Raw genomic sequence first — 17,065 nt, forward strand, 5'->3', positions numbered from 1 at the left:
ACGACCCTCGGCGTGCGCCCGCCGGAGCTGCGGACGGGCGGGCCCGGGGGAGGGGGTCAGCGCACGCTGCGGATCGGGAGGATGGCGAGCGCGCCGACCAGCGAGAGGGCTCCGCCGACGAGGAAGAGCGGGGTGTAGCCGCCCAGGCCGGTGACGACGGCCGAGGCGACGAACGGGGCGATGATCTGCGGCCCGGCGTTCGCGATGTTGAGGACGCCCATGTCGCGGGCGGCGTCCTCGGCCCGCGGGAGGACCAGCGTGACGAGCGCGGTGTCGACGGCCATGAAGCAGCCGAAGGCGAGTCCGTTGAGCGCGCTGAAGACGAGCATGCCGGTCCAGGTCGGGCTGATGACCGGGACCACCATGACGAGCCCGGCGAGCGCCGCCGACACACCGACGAACACCTTGCGGCGGTTCCAGCGGTCGGACAGCAGACCGCCCACCACCGTGGACACCGCCATCGCGACCATCGACACCGGGGTGAGGACGGCCATCGCGGCCGGCGGGGTCAGTCCCTCGGGCAACGTGATGTGGTCGCCGAGGATGTACAGCTGGTAGCCGACGACGGAGAAGTAGCCGAGGACCATCAGGGCGCGGCCGATGAAGGCCCAGCGGAAGTCGTGGTTGGCCAGGGCCGAGAGGAAGGCGGCCAGTTGGGCTCCCTTGGGTCCGGCGGGCGCCTCGGTGGCGGGTCCGGTGCGCGCGACGTCCCGGCAGAAGAGGCTGAGCAGCAGGGCGGATCCGGCGACGATCGCGCCGAGGATCAGGTAGCCGGTGCGCAACTGGTCGGCGGTCCGGGAGGCGATGAGCACGCCGACGGTCCCGCCGATGGGCAGACCGAGACCGACGAGTGCGGACGCGGTGCCCCGGCGGGACGCGGGGATCCGGTCGGGCACGATCGCGGTGACCGCCGCCTGGAAGACGTTCATGGTCGCCTGGATCAGGCACCAGACGATGCCGACGAGCAGCGCCGTGCCCACGTTGCCGAGGAGGGCGAGCAGGGCCAGCGAGGCGAGACCACCGCCCACGATCCACGGGTTGCGGCGCCCGCTGCGGTCGGAGAGGGCGCCGGCGATGGGGTTGAAGGCGGTGGCGAAGACCGCGCTGACCCCGCCGATCAGGCCGAGGACGGCGACCTTGTCGTCGGGGGCGATCGCGGCGACCTGGGTGGGCAGCAGAACGGAGCCGACGCCCATGTAGAGCGCCATCATCGCCGAGTTGGCGACCAGCAGGAGAGGCAGGAGACCACGCCGGGGGGCGGGCTCCCCGGTCGGGGGTACGGACGGTTCGACGACTTCGGGCGTGGCCATGACGACTCCTCGGGGGACGGAGCGGGGAGGTGGCGTGCGAGGGAGGAAGAGGGGGCGGCCCATGAGCGGGCGCCGGACGACGTCGTCGCCGGGAACTGCGGTGGCGGACGTCGTTCGTAACGTGATGTTGTTACACGTGTCACCAAGTGCGGTGGACACTGTGTAGCACCCATTTCCGGCCTCCGCCAGGTCTCAGGGCGCGTCGTTGTACAGATCGTGACCGTCGGGGCGGTTGGTCGGAGCACTCGTGTAACCATCACTGCCCGGCCGGCGGACGCGGCGGATGTGACGAGAAAAGCCCTTGCCCTTGTGGCGGTCGTGACGCGTCGGCCATACTCCGTGCCGCGCCGCGACGATCCTGTCGCCGACGGGTCATCGGAAGTCCACCGTGCCATCGGGTGTCGTGCGCCGTGTCGCCGTGCCGCCGCGGCTTCCGGTCGCACCCCGACGTCGTACCTCGACGCGGCACACCGATGTCGTACCTCGACGTGGCACCCCGACGTCGCACCCCTGATGTCGCAGCCCGAGCTCGCGTCCCGATGGCCTTCACCGAGGCGTTGCCCAGCGCCCTTCCTCGCGTTCCACCGTCCCGTGCCTGCTCTCCGCGTGCCCCCACCGCCTGGCGAGACGACCGTGAAAGGCCCGCCATGTTCCCCTCGCCCTCCTTCGTGCCGCCGTCCCGGCCGTCCTTGCCGGACCCGCCGCCCCGGCATCACCTTCCGGCGGCCCCGCCGCGTCACGCCCTCGGTCTCGGGATCGCCCTCCTGGTCCTGGCGCTGCTCGCCGGGCTGCTGGTCCGGCTGGACCGGCGGCCCTTCTTCCAGGGGCTCGACGACAGCTGGGCGGCCTCCGTGAACGACTCCGCCGGCGCGGCGTCCCCCGACGGCGACGGCCTCGGCGGCTTCACCACCGTCCTCGACCGGCTCGGCGGCCCGCTCGGGATGGTCCTGCCGCTGTTGGTGATCGGCTGCCTGTGCGTCTACGGGCGCTGGCGCTCGGGGCTGTTCGTCCTCGCCGCCACCGTCGTCGCCAACCTCGTCGTGCTCCTGCCCCTCAAACAGCTGGCCGACCGGCCGCGTCCGCCGCACCCGCTGGTGCTGGTCAACGACGGCTCGTACCCGTCCGGGCAGGTGTTCAGCGCGGTGACGCTGGTGGTCTGCGTTGCGGTGGTGGTGTTCCCGCCCCGTGCGCGACGCTGGTGGTGGGCGTTCGGAGCCTCGTACGTCCTCGCCATGATGGGCAGCCGGACCTGGCTGCACGCCCAGTGGCTCAGCGACACCGTCGCCGGCGCCCTCGTCGGCGTCGGCACCTGCCTCGTCCTGTGGCGGGCCTTCGCTCCGCTGCTGGAGGCGGAGTCGGAGCGGATGGCCTCGAACAGCCTGTGGCTCTGAGAGGCGCTCCCAGGACGTCAATTATTGAGCAACATTGACGTTCGACAAATTTCCGCCATATTCTCGATCGGGCGGCGCGCGTCCGGCGCGCGGCAGCGAGGAAGGAACGGCTCATGCCCAACCCCCCGGCCCAGGACCGCACGGTGGTGGACCTGCCCGCAGGCCGCCTGCGCGGCGCGATCGACGGCGGGGTCACGGTCTTCCGCGCCGTTCCCTACGCCGCCCCGCCGGTCGGTGACCTGCGCTGGCGCCCCGCCCGGCCGCACGCCGGCTGGAGCGGCACCCGGGACGCCACCACGGACGGTCCGAGCGCGCCGCAGATGTACGTGGAGGGCGGTGACCCCGTGCTCGGTGGGCACGGGGCGCCCCCCTTCGGCGAGGACTGTCTGACCCTCAACGTGTGGACGCCCGCCGCCGACGACGCCCGCCGCCCGGTGCTGGTCTGGATCCACGGCGGCGGCTTCGTGTCCGGGTCCGGCTCGCTGCCCGGCTACTCCGGCGAAACCTTCGCCCGCGACGGCGATCTCGTCGTCGTGAGCGTCAACTACCGCATCGGACCGCTGGGTTACCTCTACCCCGGTGAGAGCGGCGGCGGGGTCGGTGACGGCCGCGGCGACGGCGACGAGGGCGGCAACTTCTGGCTCACCGACCAGCTGGCCGCCCTGCGCTGGGTGAAGGAGAACATCGCCTCCTTCGGTGGCGACCCGGACTGCGTCACGGTCGCCGGGCAGTCCGGCGGCGCGGTGTCCACCGCCGTCCTCGCCGGTCATCCGCGGACCGAAGGCCTGATCCGGCGGGTGATCCTGCAGAGCCCGCCCTTCGGCCTGGACCTCCCCGGCCCGGCCGCGTACCTGGAGCGGACCGCCGCCTTCCTGGAGCTGGCCGGGGCCAAGGACCTGGCGGAGCTGCGTACGCTGCCCTGGCCGGAGCTGATCGCGGCCGGTGGCGGACTGTTCGCGCAGACCGTGCGCTGGGGGTACTGGCCGACGCCGTTCCTGCCCGTGATCGACGAGGTGACCCTCACCGGGCACCCCGCGCAAGCCCTGCTGGGCGGGGCCGCGGCCGGTATCGACGTCATGATCGGCTGGACCCGGGAGGAGGCGAACTTCGGCTTCGCCCTGGACGAGGGGTACGCCGCCGCCACGCGCGCGCAGGTGGTCGACCGGATCGCGGAGACCTTCGGGAGCGAGGCCGCGGAAGGCGTGTACGCCGCGTACGAGCGGGCCCGGCCCGGCGCCCGTGCCGCCGACGTCCTGATGGACCTCATCACGGACGAGCTGTTCCGGGTGCCCGCCCTGCGGCTGGCCGAGGCCCGGGCCGAGGCGGGGAGCCCCGTGTGGGCCTACCAGTTCGACCTCCCCACCCCCGCGTACGAGGGCCGTCTCGGCGCCGCGCACTGCCTCGAACTGCCCTTCGTCTTCGACAACTTCGACCAGTGGTCGCACGCGCCCTTCCTGGCCGGCCTCACCCCTGCCGTCCGTGACGGCCTCGCGTACGCCATGCACCGGGCCTGGATCGCCTTCGTCCGCACCGGCGACCCCAACCACCCCGACCTGCCGCGCTGGCGCCCGTACGACACGCGCACCCGCACCACGATGCGCTTCGACTCGGTCGTCACCGCCCTCGACGACCTCGCGGGAGCCTCCCGGCTCCTGCACACCCCGGCCCCCTTGATTTAACTCGTGTAACCTGAGAAGGAAGGAGTCACCCGCACAGAAGGAGCGTCGAGGGGCGTCATGACCAGAGACACTCACGTCCCCGCATCCATCACCAGCGCCGACGTGGCCCGCCTCGCCGGGGTCTCGCGCGCCACGGTCTCCTTCGTCCTCAACGACACCCAGGGCCACCGGGTGAGCGCCGGGACCCGTGCCCGGGTGCTCGACGCGGCGAAGCAGCTCGGCTACGTACCGCACGCGGCCGCCCGGTCGCTGCGCGCCGGCCGCAGCAACCTCGTCCTGATGCCCGCGTCGATCTCCGCGGTCGGCCGCCTCGTCAGCGACTGGGTCGACGATCTGCACAGCGAGCTCGACCGCTTCGGCTACACGGCCGTCCTGCACGCGGGCCGCTTCGCCGACCCCCTCGACGCCGCCCGGGCCTGGGCCGAACTGCGCCCCGCGGCCGTCGTCGCCCTGGACGGCGACCGCTTCACCCCCCAGGCGGCCGAGGTACTGGCCCGGGCCGGGGTGCGCGGCATGCTGGCCTTCGCGTCCCACCCCGTCGAGGGGGTGCACACCATCGGCTTCGACCACACCCGGATCGGTGCCACCGCGGCCGAGCACCTCATCGCGCGCGGCCGGTCCCGGATCGGCGTGGTCATGCCCCAGGAGCGCGGCCTCGGCACGCTGGCCGAGCCGCGCCTGGCGGGAGCCGAGTCGGTCGCGGCCCGCCACATGGCCACGGTCACGCCCGTCGAACTGTCCTACACCCGGGAGTCCGCGACCGCCCTCGCCCGGCGCTGGCGCGGCCTCGAACTGGACGCCGCCTTCACCTACAACGACGAGTACGCCGCCCTGCTGCTGCACGCGCTCCAGGCCGAAGGCATCAGCGTGCCCGACGAGGTCGCCCTGGTCGGCTGTGACGACCTGGTGCTCGCCGAGCTCCAGCAGCCCCCGCTGACCACGGTCCGGCTGGACCTGCCGTCGGCCGCGCGGATCGCGGACGCCGTGCACGAGCTGATCGAGACGGGCACGGCGGCGCCGGTGCCGGCGGTGACACCGCTCCTGGTCCACCGCCAGACCTCCTGACCGCCTGACCGCCGGACCTGCTGTCCCCTGGCCCGCGCGTGGCTCTCTCAGTGCTGGACGGCCTGGTAGACCGTGGTCCAGAAGTCGTGGACAAGCCGTGGTGAATCCGGGGTGGACATCCCGACCTGGGTGAGCAGGACCCCGGTGAGCCGGTTGTCCGGGTCGGCGTAGGCCGTGGTGCCCGTGCCGCCGTCCCAGCCGAACTGACCGACGGGCGCGTACCCGCCGCGATGGGTGCGTACGGCCATGCCGAAGCCCCAGCCGCCGTGCAGTCCCTGTCCCACGGCGATATGGGCGATCCTGCCGTACATGGCGTCCCGGGCGGCCTGTTGTCCGGGCGTGAGGCGGTTGGTGGTCATCAGCTCGACCGCAGGCCGGGACAGGATCCGTTCGCCGCCGTGCGTCCCCCGGTTCAGCAGCATCCGGAAGTAGGCGTGGTAGTCGTCGACGGTGGAGACCAGCCCGCCGCCGGCCCCCTGGAACACCGGCGGCCGGCTCGCCCTTCCACCGACCGCCTCGTCCCACACGACGAACCGTCCGGTCTCCGGATCGGGCCCGTACAGAGGCGGCAGCCGGTCGATCCTGTCGGCGGGGACGTGGAAGGCGGTGTCCTTCATGCCCAACGGATCGAGGACGCGCTCACGCAGGAACGCCTCCAACGGCTTGCCCGTGACCCTGGCGACCAGCACACCGACCACCTCGTTGCTGAGGTCGTACTGCCATCGTTCGCCGGGCTGGTACGAGAGCGGCAGTTCCCCGAGGCGGCGCATCCACTCGTCCGGGGCGGGCGCCGGCCCGGACGCCACGCTGTAGTCGAGACGCTCGAAGGTCGCGGCCCTGATCGGGGAGTCCATCGACCCGAAATCCATCCCGAGCCCGAACGTGGAGGTCAGCAGGTCCCGTACGGTGATGGGCCGCCGGGCCGGCACGGTGTCCTCCAGCGGGCCGTCGGGCCGCTTCAGCACCCGACGGTCGGCGAGTTCGGGCAACCAGGGATCCACCGGGTCGTCCATGCGTAGCCGACACTCGTCGAGCAGGATCATGGCCGCGGCCATCGTCACCGGCTTGGACGTGGAAGCCATCCGGAAGATCGTGTCCCGACGCATCGGCGCACCCCCGTCGTGGCGCATCGTCCCCACCACCTCGACGTACGTCTCGTCTCCCCGGGAGACGAGGGCGACGAGTCCGGGGATCTTCCCGGACTCGACATGTCGTGCCAGTACGTCCCGCAGTCTGCGCAGCCCTGCTTCGGAGAAGCCGCTGTTGCCTGTCGCCATGATGAATCCCCTTGTCCACGGTGCCGGTTCTGTGCAGACCGTGCACCTTGACCCGAGGTCAAGGTCAATACCCGTCGTGGACGAGGGCCGCTTCGTACGCCGGCCGACGGGCCGGAAGGGCTGCGAGCTACCCTCACCCCTGTGATCACCTGTAACTCTCAAGATCAGGAGGTGTGCTGATCCGATGAAAGGCGGGCTCACGATCGGCCAGGCGGCGGCGTTCGTCGAGGTCACGATCAAGACCGTGCGTCACTATCACCGGCTCGGCCTGGTCGCCGAGCCGGAACGCGACGGGTCCGGCTACCGGCGGTACCGATCGGCCGACCTGCTCCGCCTGGTCCAGGTCCGGACCCTGGCGACGGCCGGAGTCCCGCTGGCCGAGATCGGTGACGTGCTCGACGCCGATCCCGAGCCGTTCGCCGCAGCCCTGGACGACGTCGCTCGCCGCCTCACCGAACGGATCGAGGACCTGATCGCCCGCCGTGACACGCTGCGCCGACTCACGGGCGGGGACCGTCTCCTGCTGCCCGACCGGGCCTGCGCGGTCCTGGAGCGACTCACCGATCTCGGCTTCGATCCCGACTACGTCGCCACGCAACGAGAAGCCCTGGTACTGACCCGGGCCCTGATCCCGGAGATCTTCGACGGCTTCCTGACGCGGCTGGAACATTCGCTCGACGATCCCGGGTACGTCGAGCTGACCAAGCGCGCGGCGGAAGCGGCCTCCTGGAACCCCGACGACCCGCGGATCGAAGAGCTGGCGTCCCTCCTGACCCACAAACTACTGGGCGACCGGGCGCTCCTGTCGATGCCGCCCCGGAGCCGGTCCGACACCGCCGCCAGGTACGGAGCGGTCAACCACCACCGCGAGGACCGGGCGCCGGCCGTCGCCCGGCTGAACGCCCTGATCGAAACGAACCTGCGAGCCGCCGGCATCGACGTCCCGTATCAATGACGCCGCCCGGCGGACCCGTCGGCCGGGGCCCGATACGAGCCCCGGCCGACGGCGTGTGCTCGGGTCAGGCCGGGCCCGCGCCCGCGGCCGCCCCCCGGCGGTCGTGGGCACGGGCGCGTTCCCGGGCGAGGGCCGGGCCGAACAGCCACCACGCCACCAGGCCCACCCCGGCGCCCGCCGCGGCTCCGGCCGCCGTGTCGCTGAGCCAGTGCGCGTGCAGCCAGGTACGGCTCCACATCATGGCCAGGACGAAGACGGCGCCCCCGATCCACCACGCCCGCCGCCGGGCGACCGGGATCAGGAGCACCCCGAGCAGCACGACCAGGAGCGCCGCCGTGGCCGCGTGGCCCGACGGGAAGGAGCCGTGGTCGACGCGGACCAGCGGGTGGGCCGGGCGCGGCCGGTCCACCAGGTGCTTGAGGCCCTGGACGACGAGCATGTTGCCGCCGAGGGTGGCGGCGAGCAGGAAGCCGGCCGAGACCCAGCGCCTCCGGACGAGCAGCAGGAGCAGTACGGACAGCGGTATCAAGGAGCCGACCGGACCGCCGATCAGGTCCAGGAACGTGGCGGCGGCCTGGTAGGCCCCCTCGTGCGGGCCGCCCATCAGGACCAGCCAGCGGTCGTCCAGCCCCTGGAACGGCGGATCCGCCACGTCGGAGCGGACGACGAGAGCCGGCAGCACGGCGCCGGCGAGGAGCAGGACACCCGCGACGAGGAGGCCGCGGCGGCGCGGCGCCCCGGGCTCGGCGCGCCGGCCGCTCCCGGCGGATCGGTGGGGTCCGCCGGGTCTGCCGTGCGGGGTGGTGGTGGTCGGGTTGCCGGACATGGCTGCCTCTCGTGACCGCGGCGGGGGCCCGCGGCCGGGTGCGCTGTGGAGGGGAACGCGGGGGCGCGGCCGGCGGGGCCGCGCCCCCGTGGTGGAACGGGGGCGTCGGACCGGCGCCGTCAGGCTCCCGCGCCCAGGTGCAGGGCCAGGAAGGCCACGCCCCCCGCGACGATGGCGGGGATGTCGTGGGAGCCGAGGAAGATGTGATCGGCGCCGTCCACGGGCTGCAGGGTGACCTCGCCCCCGGCGCCCTTCAGCGCCGCCGCGAGGGCCTCGCTCTGGCTGTACGGGACCAGGCCGTCGTGGGTCCCGTGGACCAGCAGGAACGGCGGCGGGTTCGAGCCGGCCGCGTAGGTCACGGGGCTCGCGGCCCGCGCCAGGTCGGGCCGCTCGGCGACGCCGGCACCGAGCAGGGCCTCGTAGGGGTCGGGGAAGTCCGCACCGGGCATGGCCGGCAGGGGGTGGTCGGTCAGGGCCACGAGGTCGGAGACGCCGTACCAGTCCACGACCGCGCGGACCCCGGTCTCGCCGGAACCGACGCCCTGCGTACCCTCCAGCTCCGCGCCCTGCGGGCTGTGGGGGCCGACGAGCCCGGCGAGCGCGGCCAGGTGGCCGCCCGCGGACTCGCCCCAGACACCGATCCGGTCCGGGTCGATGTCGAGGTCGGCGGCGAACGCGCGGACGTAGCGGATCGCGGCCTTCACATCGTGCAGCTGGGCCGGGAACGGAGCCTCAAGGCTGTGCCGGTAGTCGATGGAGACGAGGGCGAGCCCGGCCGCCAGTACCGCCCCGTGCAGCAGCTCGGCGGGGACGGTCGGCGGCGGGTAGCGGCGGTCGCCGTCCAGCCAGCCGCCACCGTGGATCCAGACGATCGCCGGGAACGGGCCTTCGCCGGCGGGCACCTGCACGTCGAGCAGCCGGGGGCGGTAGCCGGGCGTGGTCGCGTAGGTGATCCCGTCGAAGCGGCGGACGCCGTCCGAGCCCGTCACGGGCGGTACGGGGGACCGGTACGGCGGGGGCGGCCAGGTCATGTCGGCCATGTCGATCTCGGCGGGAGGAGTTCGTGTCATTGCGGCCCTTCCAATTCGGCGTCGTCCCGGTGGAGCGGTGGAGCGGTGGCGATGCGGCCGGTGGGGCGGACGCAGGCTTCGCGTCGTTTGTCCGGAATGCTTGCGCGAGTCACCGGGGGAGGCGTAGCGTGTTACACGTGTAATCAAGGACTCTAGCGACGCATTTCCGCTGACCACAAGCCCAGGAACGATCCAGATTTCGGATCAGTTACACGAGCTACTGCAGTGGCGGCGCCGCCTTCCCCCTCCGGGAGCACGTCATGCTCACCATCGCCGACACCCCTGCGGTTCCCGCGGTCCGAAGCTACGTCCACTGGGTCGCCGCCCCCGACGCCGCGAGCGTTCCGCAGGTCAGGTCCCGTGTGCGCGCCACTCTCGACGGCTGGCGGGTTCCCGGCGAGGTCGTGGACGCCCTGCTGCTGGCCGTCAGCGAACTCGTCGGCAACGTCGTCCGGCACGCCGGTGGCGCCGGCCGGATGCGGGTCGTCGTCGCGGCGGGCGGCGGCTGGTTCCGGCTGGAGGTCGCCGACCGGGGTGCCGGACTGCCGCGGCTGCCCGCCCCTCGCGCGGAGGTCGACCCGGAGTCCGAAAGCGGCCGCGGGCTGCTGATGGTGCAGCTCATGACAGCCGAACTGGGTGGTGAACTCTCCGTCGTCGCCCACGAGTTCGGCAAGTCGGTGCGGGTGCGCGTCCCCGCCTCCTGAATCGTGCCGCAGGCGTTCGGGCGGGTGTCCGCGCAGGTGTCCGCAGGTGCGGCCGCGGGGGTGTTCGCGGAGGTGGCCGCACAGGTGTCCGGTGGGCGCACGGAGGCCCTCCAGGGGCTTTCCGGTCCACTCGATATCGCGAGATGTTGACGGACGCCAAATATTCGACATAGCGTGCATCCATCTCCCCGCTGCTCCCTGATCGAGGTGCCGCCCCATGGAGCTCTCCCCTTCCGCGTACGCCGATTCCTTCTGTCGTGATCGGCTTCCGCCCTTCCCCCTCTGGCCCGAACTCCACTTCGAACTTCCTGAGTTGGAGTACCCGGACCGCCTCAACTGCGCCCGGCGCCTGCTCGACGACGCCGTCGAGCGGCACGGCCCCGACCGTCCCTGTCTGCTCACCCCGACCGAGCGCTGGACCTACGGCGAACTGCAGCACCGCGCCAACCAGGTCGCCCAGGTCCTCACCGAGGACTTCGGTCTCCGGCCGGGCAACCGCGTCCTGCTGCGCGGCCCCAACAACCCCTGGCTCGTCGCCGCCTGGTTCGGTGTCCTGAAGGCCGGCGGGGTCGCCGTCACCACCATGCCGCTGCTGCGCGCCGGAGAACTCACCGAGCTCACCGAGATCAGCCGGCCCTCCCTCGCCCTGTGCGACCACCGCTACGCCGACGAGCTCGCCCCGGGCCACCGCCCCGGTCCGCCCGACCTGCCCGTCCTCACCTACGGAGGTCCCGGACCGGACGACCTGGCCGCGCGCTGCGCCGCCAAGGACGGCCGGTTCACCACCGTGGTCACGGCCGCGGACGACGTGGCACTGATCGCCTTCACCTCCGGTACCACCGGGCGCCCGAAGGCGACCCTGCACTTCCACCGCGACGTCCTGGCGAACGCCGACACGTTCTCCCGGCACGTCCTCAAGCCCCGCCCGGACGACGTGTTCACCGGCACGCCGCCGCTCGCCTTCACCTTCGGGCTCGGCGGACTCGTGGTCTTCCCGCTGCACGTGGGGGCCGCGACCCTGCTGATCGAGCAGGCGGCTCCGCTGCAACTGGCCGACCTGGTCGCGGAGCACGGCGTGACCGTGCTGTTCACCGCGCCCACGGCCTACCGGGCGATCATGGAGGCCGGGGCGGTGGACCGGCTGGCCGGGCTGCGCCGCTGCGTGTCCGCCGGGGAGCCGCTCCCGGCCGCGGTGTGGCACGAGTTCCACGCCGCCACCGGTCTGCGCATCATCGACGGCATCGGCGCCACCGAGATGCTGCACGTCTTCATCTCCGCGGCCGACGAGGACATCCGGCCCGGTGCCACCGGCCGGCCCGTTCCGGGCTACCGCGCCGCCGTGGTCGACGAGAACGGTGAGCCCGTCCCCGACGGGCAGCCCGGACTGCTCGCGGTCACCGGCCCCACCGGATGCCGCTACCTGGAGGACCCGCGCCAGGCTTCGTACGTCAGGAACGGCTGGAACATCACCGGTGACACCTACATCCGCGACACGGAGGGGTACTTCTGGTACGTCGCCCGCAGTGACGACATGATCGTCTCCTCCGGCTACAACATCGCGGGCCCCGAGGTCGAGAAGGCCCTCGTCACCCACCCGTACGTCGAGGAGTGCGCGGTGGTCGGGGCCCCGGACGCCCGGCGCGGCATGCTGGTGAAGGCGTACGTGGTCCTGGCAGCCGGTGTCCCGGCCGACGGGGCGACCGTCCGCGAGCTCCAGACCCACGTCAAGGAGACCATCGCCCCGTACAAGTACCCGCGCGCCGTCGAGTTCGTCAGCGCGCTCCCACGTACCGGCACCGGCAAGCTCCGGCGCGGTGAGCTGCGCGAACGCGCCCGCACCGACGCCGCCCCCACGCCGGGTCCGATCCCCGCCCCGGCACCGGCCGAGCCCGCCCGCGTCGTCGTCGAACGCCGCGTCGAGTGGACCGACACCGACGCCGCCGGCCACTACCACCACTCCACCGTCGTGCGCTGGGTCGAGGCGGCCGAGGCCGTCCTGCTCCACCGCCTGGGCCTGTCGCACCTGTTCGGCAGCACGCCCCGGGTCCACTTCGAGGCCGACTACCGGGCCCGCCTCTGGTTCGGGGACGCCGTGCGCACCGAGCTGAAGGTCACCGAGGTCGGCACGGCCTCCCTGCACTACGCCTTCACCGTACGGGGCGCACAGGGCGGCGAGGCGGCGAGGGGCCGCATGGTCATCGCCCACTCGGCCGCCCACGCCACCGGGTCGACCCCCTGGCCCGACGAGGTACGGGACCTGCTCGGCACGGCCGGACCGCAGCAACCGGAACTACTCACCACCGCACCATCAGCAGGAGGCACGCCGTGCGCGTCGCAGTCATAGGAGGAGGGCCCGGCGGACTGTACTTCGCGGCCCTCACCAAGCAGCTCTCCCCGCACTGGGAGGTCACCGTCTGGGAACGCAACGCCCCCGACGACACCTTCGGCTTCGGGGTCGTCTTCTCCGACGAGACGCTCGACGGCATCGCCCAGGCCGACCACGAGATCTACGAGGCCATGTCGGCCGAGTTCGCCCGTTGGGCCGACATCGACGTCCGGCACCGGGGGAACACCCTCACCTCGGGCGGCCACGGCTTCGCGGCCCTCGGCCGGCAGCACCTCCTGCGCATCCTCCAGCGGCGCTGCGCCGAACTGGCCGTGGACGTCCGCTACCGCACCCAGGCCCCGCCCGCGGCCGAACTCGCCGCCGAATACGACCTGGTGGTGGCGTGCGACGGCGTCCGGTCGGCCACCCGCGCCGCCTACGCCGACACCTTCGCCCCCGACCTCGACGAGCGCTCCGGCCGCTACATGTGGCTCGGCACGGACAAGGTTTTCGAAGCCTTCACCTTCATCGTCGACGAGCAGGACTTCGGCACCCTCCAGGTGCACGCCTACCCCTACGACGCCACCCGCTCCACCTTCATCGTGGAGATGACCGAGGACGCCTGGCGGCGTGCCGGCTTCGCGGAGTTCGCCGACCGCGACCATCCGCCCGGCACCAGCGACGAGGACAGCATCCGGCGCTGCGAGGAACTCCTCGCCGACCACCTCGACGGCCACAGCCTGATCCCCAACAACTCCAAGTGGCTGCGCTTCACCACGGTCCGCAACACGACCTGGCGGCACGAGAACGTCGTCCTGCTCGGGGACGCCGCCCACACCGCGCACTTCTCCATCGGCTCCGGCACCAAGCTCGCCATGGAGGACGCCCTGGTCCTCGCGGCCAGCCTGCACGAGCACCCGGACGTGCCGACCGCCCTCGCCGCCTACGAGCAGGAACGCAGGCCGGTGGTGGAGTCCACCCAGCGCGCCGCCCAGGCCAGCCTGGAGTGGTTCGAGCACATCGACCGCTACACCGGCCAGGACCCGCACCAGTTCGCCTTCAACCTCCTCACCCGCAGCCGCCGCGTCACCTACGACAACCTGCGCGTCCGAGACGAGGGCTTCACCACCGCCGTCAACCGCTCCTCGGCCGTGCCGCCGATGTTCCGCCCCTTCCCGCTCGGCGGCCTGCTGCTGCGCAACCGGGTCGTCGTACCGCCCACCGCCCTGCACACCGCACGCGACGGCGTCCCCGGCGACTTCGACCTCGTCCACCTCAGCACCCAGGCCGTCGGCGGCGCCGGGCTGGTCCTCGCCGGCATGACGGCCGTCAGCGCCGACGGCCGGGCCACCCCCGGCTGCCCCGGCCTGTGGAACGAGGAACAGGAGGCGGCCTGGCGGCGCCTCACCGACTTCGTCCACGGCCAGAGCGACACCTGCCTCGGCATCCAGCTCACCCACGCCGGCCGCCGCGCGGCCACCCACGGCGGCGGGCAGCCGGTCGCCGCCTCGGCCCTGGCCTGGGACGAACGCGGCCCGGTGCCGCGCGAGGCCGACCGGGCCGACATGGACGCCCTCGTACGGGACTTCACGGCCGCGGCCCGGCGGGCCGACCGGGCGGGCTTCGACGCCCTGGAACTCCAGTACGGGCACGGCCACCTGCTCTCGGGCTTCCTGTCCCCGCTGACCAACCTGCGCACCGACGAGTACGGCGGCGATCTCGACGGCAGACTGCGGTTCCCGCTCGAAGTGCTGCGCGCCGTAAGGGAGGTGTGGCCGGCCGGCAAGGCGCTGCTCGTGCGGATCTCCGCCGCCGACTGGGCCGAGGGCGGCACCACCGAGGCCGACGCCGTCGCCATCGCCCGCGCGCTCGCCGAGGCGGGCGCCGACGCCATCGACGTCTCCACCGGCGAGGTCGTCGCCCACGAGAAGCCGCGCTACGGCCGCAGCTACCAGACCCCCTACGCGGACCTCATCCGCAATGCCACCGGGGTGCCCACCATCGCCGTCGGCGCGATCTCCACGTACGACGACGTGAACTCCATCATCCTGGCCGGCCGGGCCGACCTGTGCGGCGTCGGCCGCGCCCAGCTCCACGACCCCCTGTGGACCCTGCACGCCGCTGCCGCCCAGGGCTACCAGGGTCCGGCCGCGCCCTGGGCGCGCGCCTGGCGGGCGGGCAGCGGGCGGCCCCCGGCGGCGCGGACCGACCGGATCCCGCCGCGCCTGGAGCTCCTGCGCCGGCCCGCCGCGTCCGTCCACCGCCGCTGGCTGCCCCGCGCGGCCGTCCCCGCCCACCGATAGAGCCGGAGGTACCCACGCCCATGGACAGGGACCACCTGCCCCGCTTCACGGCAGCGGCCGTCCAGGCCGCGCCCGTCCACCTCGACACCGCCGCCACCGTCGACAAGGCCGTCGCCCTGATCGCCGAGGCCGCCGCGAACGGCGCCGAACTCGTCGTCCTCCCGGAGGTGTTCGTCCCCGGCTACCCGTACTGGAACTGGACGATGAACCCGGTCCAGGGTTCACCCTGGTTCGAGCGGCTCCAGCGCGCCTCCGTCGACATCCCCGGCCCGCACGTCGACCGCCTGCGCGCGGCGGCCCGCCGGCACGGCGTCGTCCTCGTCATCGGCGTCAACGAGCGGGCCGCGCACAGCCTCGGCGTCCTCTACAACACCCTGCTGACCATCGGCCCCGACGGCGAACTCCTCGGTGTGCACCGCAAGCTGGTGCCGACCTGGGCCGAGAAGCTGACCTGGACCGGCGGCGACGGCAGTTCGCTGAAGGTCCACGACACCCCGGTCGGCCCGCTCGGCGCCCTCGCCTGCGGGGAGAACACCAACACCCTGGCCCGCTTCGCCCTCCTCGCGCAGGGCGAACTGGTCCACGCCTCCTGCTACATCGCCCTGCCCGTGGCTCCTGCCGACTACGACATGGCCGACGCGATCGCCGTCCGCACCGCCGCCCACAGCTTCGAGGGCAAGGTCTTCTCTGTCGTCGCCTGCTCCACGATCTCCCCGGAGATCGTGGACGCCCTCGCCGGCGACGACGAGGAACTGCGGAAGCAGTTCACGCGCCCCCGCAGCGCCCTGTCCGGGATCTTCGGCCCCGACGGCCGCCCGGTCACCGAACCCCTCGTCGACGAGGAGGGCATCGTCTACGGCGAGATCGACCTCGCCCGGTGCATCCAGCCCAAGCAGATGCACGACATCGTCGGCCACTACAACCGCTTCGACGTCTTCCGCCTCGAAGTGGACAACCGTCCCAGGCCGCCCGTCACCTTCACCGTCGCGCCCACGGTTCCCACCCTCGCCACCCCCGCCGCTCCCGAGGAGGACGTATGACCATCGAGCAGGACGACACCGTGCTCGGCCGTGCCCGGGTGTCCGACACCCCGGAACTCACCCGCTACTACGAGGAGCTCGCCACCCTCGACGCGGGCGCCCTGTGGACCGTCGCCAACGACATCGAGCCCTGGTACCCGCAGCCGAAGTCCGTCCCCGTGCTGTGGCGCTACAGCGAACTGCGCCCCCTGGTCCACAAGGCCCTCGGCCTCGTCAAGGGCGACGACGCCGGCCGCCGCGTCGTCATGCTGGTCAACCCGGGCCGGGGGGACGTCAGCGCCGCCGCAGGCCTCCTCTACACCGGCCTGCAGATCATGGGACCCGGCGAGGCCATGACCGCCCACCGCCACCAGGCCGCCGCGCTGCGCTTCGTCCACGAGGGCACCGGCGCCTGGACGATCGTCGACGGCCAGAAGCTCAAGGTCGGCCCCCGGGACTTCGCCATCACCCCCAACGGCACCTGGCACGAGCACGGCAACGACGCCGACGACGCCCCCGTCATCTGGCAGGACGGACTCGACATCCCCCTGGTCAACGCCCTGGACGCCGGGTTCTACGAGGTCCACCCCGAGCTGTACCAGACCCCGGGCAAGGTCATCAACTCCTCCTTGCTGACCTACGCGGCGAACCTGCTGCCGTACGGCGTCGAGAAGTGGACCCGGCCCTACTCCCCGCTCCTCGCCTACCCCTGGGAGCCCACCTACGAGGCCCTGCGCGGCCTCGCGAAGGCGACCGAGGGCTCCCCGTACGACGGGATCATCGCCGAGTACACCAACCCGGTCACCGGCGGCTCCGTCATGCCGACCATGGGCGCGCACATGCAGCTGCTGCGCCCCGGCCAGGCCACCCTCGCCCACCGCCACACCGGCTCGGTGATCTACACGGCGGCCAAGGGCCACGGGGTCTCGGTGATCGCCGGACAGCGCTTCGAGTGGCGGCAGGGCGACATCTTCTGCGTACCGTCCTGGGCCTGGCACGAGCACCACAACCTCGACGCGTCCGAGGACGCCTGCCTGTTCTCCTTCGACGACTTCCCCGTCATGCGCTCGCTCGGCTTCCACCGCGAAGAGGCGTACCCCGACAACGGCGGCCACCAGCCCACCCCCTGAACCGCTCCGC

Annotated in this window: 12 protein-coding genes and 2 pseudogenes; 10 read left to right on the plus strand and 4 right to left on the minus strand. The window is 72.7% G+C overall.

Annotated features, from left to right (window positions below; translation table 11 throughout):
* Positions 1-56: 56 nt before the first annotated feature.
* A complete protein-coding gene (locus ACWG52_RS34130) occupies positions 57-1,310 on the minus strand; it encodes an MFS transporter (protein ID WP_389812820.1) in 1,254 nt (417 codons plus the stop codon).
* 647 nt (positions 1,311-1,957) lie between these two features.
* Between ACWG52_RS34130 and ACWG52_RS34135 the strand changes: the two genes are divergently transcribed.
* The 3 genes from ACWG52_RS34135 to ACWG52_RS34145 all read left to right on the plus strand — a co-directional run bounded on the left by ACWG52_RS34135 (position 1,958) and on the right by ACWG52_RS34145 (position 5,445).
* Complete coding sequence (locus tag ACWG52_RS34135) at positions 1,958-2,701, plus strand: phosphatase PAP2 family protein (RefSeq protein WP_389812823.1); 744 nt, start codon at positions 1,958-1,960, stop codon at positions 2,699-2,701.
* Between the two features lie 113 nt (positions 2,702-2,814).
* Entirely contained in the window at positions 2,815-4,380 is a 1,566-nt protein-coding gene (locus ACWG52_RS34140) for a carboxylesterase/lipase family protein (RefSeq protein WP_389812826.1), read from the plus strand.
* 57 nt (positions 4,381-4,437) lie between these two features.
* Positions 4,438-5,445: a LacI family DNA-binding transcriptional regulator gene (locus ACWG52_RS34145; protein ID WP_389812829.1), complete on the plus strand. Its 1,008-nt coding sequence runs from the start codon at positions 4,438-4,440 to the stop codon at positions 5,443-5,445.
* Positions 5,446-5,492: 47 nt separating this feature from the next.
* Here ACWG52_RS34145 and ACWG52_RS34150 read toward each other — a convergent pair whose 3' ends face one another.
* Positions 5,493-6,722 carry a serine hydrolase domain-containing protein gene (locus ACWG52_RS34150; RefSeq protein ID WP_390136345.1) on the minus strand — a complete coding sequence of 410 codons (1,230 nt, stop codon included), beginning with the start codon at positions 6,720-6,722 and terminating at the stop codon, positions 5,493-5,495.
* A gap of 184 nt (positions 6,723-6,906) precedes the next feature.
* Here ACWG52_RS34150 and ACWG52_RS34155 point away from each other — a divergent pair, with 184 nt between their 5' ends.
* Complete coding sequence (locus tag ACWG52_RS34155) at positions 6,907-7,677, plus strand: MerR family transcriptional regulator (protein ID WP_389812835.1); 771 nt, start codon at positions 6,907-6,909, stop codon at positions 7,675-7,677.
* A gap of 64 nt (positions 7,678-7,741) precedes the next feature.
* On the opposite strand, the gene ACWG52_RS34160 is transcribed toward ACWG52_RS34155, so the two are convergent.
* Positions 7,742-8,503, minus strand: a complete 762-nt coding sequence (locus tag ACWG52_RS34160) for a phosphatase PAP2 family protein (RefSeq protein WP_389812838.1) — start codon at positions 8,501-8,503, stop codon at positions 7,742-7,744.
* Positions 8,504-8,622: 119 nt separating this feature from the next.
* Positions 8,623-9,573: an alpha/beta hydrolase fold domain-containing protein gene (locus tag ACWG52_RS34165; RefSeq protein ID WP_453126850.1), complete on the minus strand. Its 951-nt coding sequence runs from the start codon at positions 9,571-9,573 to the stop codon at positions 8,623-8,625.
* Between the two features lie 260 nt (positions 9,574-9,833).
* Between ACWG52_RS34165 and ACWG52_RS34170 the strand changes: the two genes are divergently transcribed.
* The 6 genes and pseudogenes from ACWG52_RS34170 (at position 9,834) to ACWG52_RS34195 (ending at position 17,055) form a co-directional block, all read left to right on the plus strand.
* Positions 9,834-10,277 (plus strand): ATP-binding protein, encoded by a 444-nt coding sequence (locus ACWG52_RS34170; RefSeq protein ID WP_389812844.1) that lies wholly within the window; start codon positions 9,834-9,836, stop codon positions 10,275-10,277.
* Positions 10,278-10,494: 217 nt separating this feature from the next.
* Positions 10,495-12,111, plus strand: a pseudogene (locus ACWG52_RS34175) (AMP-binding protein); the annotation flags it as partial.
* Between the two features lie 141 nt (positions 12,112-12,252).
* A pseudogene (locus ACWG52_RS34180) lies at positions 12,253-12,621 on the plus strand (acyl-CoA thioesterase); the annotation flags it as partial.
* Positions 12,603-14,906 carry an oxidoreductase gene (locus ACWG52_RS34185; RefSeq protein WP_453126851.1) on the plus strand — a complete coding sequence of 768 codons (2,304 nt, stop codon included), beginning with the start codon at positions 12,603-12,605 and terminating at the stop codon, positions 14,904-14,906. The pseudogene ACWG52_RS34180 and the gene ACWG52_RS34185, both read left to right, overlap by 19 nt.
* A 20-nt stretch (positions 14,907-14,926) precedes the next feature.
* Positions 14,927-15,946, plus strand: a complete 1,020-nt coding sequence (locus ACWG52_RS34190; RefSeq protein WP_389812850.1) for a carbon-nitrogen hydrolase family protein — start codon at positions 14,927-14,929, stop codon at positions 15,944-15,946.
* Positions 15,943-17,055, plus strand: coding sequence for a cupin domain-containing protein (locus ACWG52_RS34195; RefSeq protein WP_386024347.1), 1,113 nt, complete (start codon positions 15,943-15,945; stop codon positions 17,053-17,055). The genes ACWG52_RS34190 and ACWG52_RS34195 overlap by 4 nt, the downstream gene beginning before the upstream one ends.
* Positions 17,056-17,065: the final 10 nt, after the last annotated feature.

The organism is Streptomyces sp. CLCI03 (genome assembly GCF_053615355.1).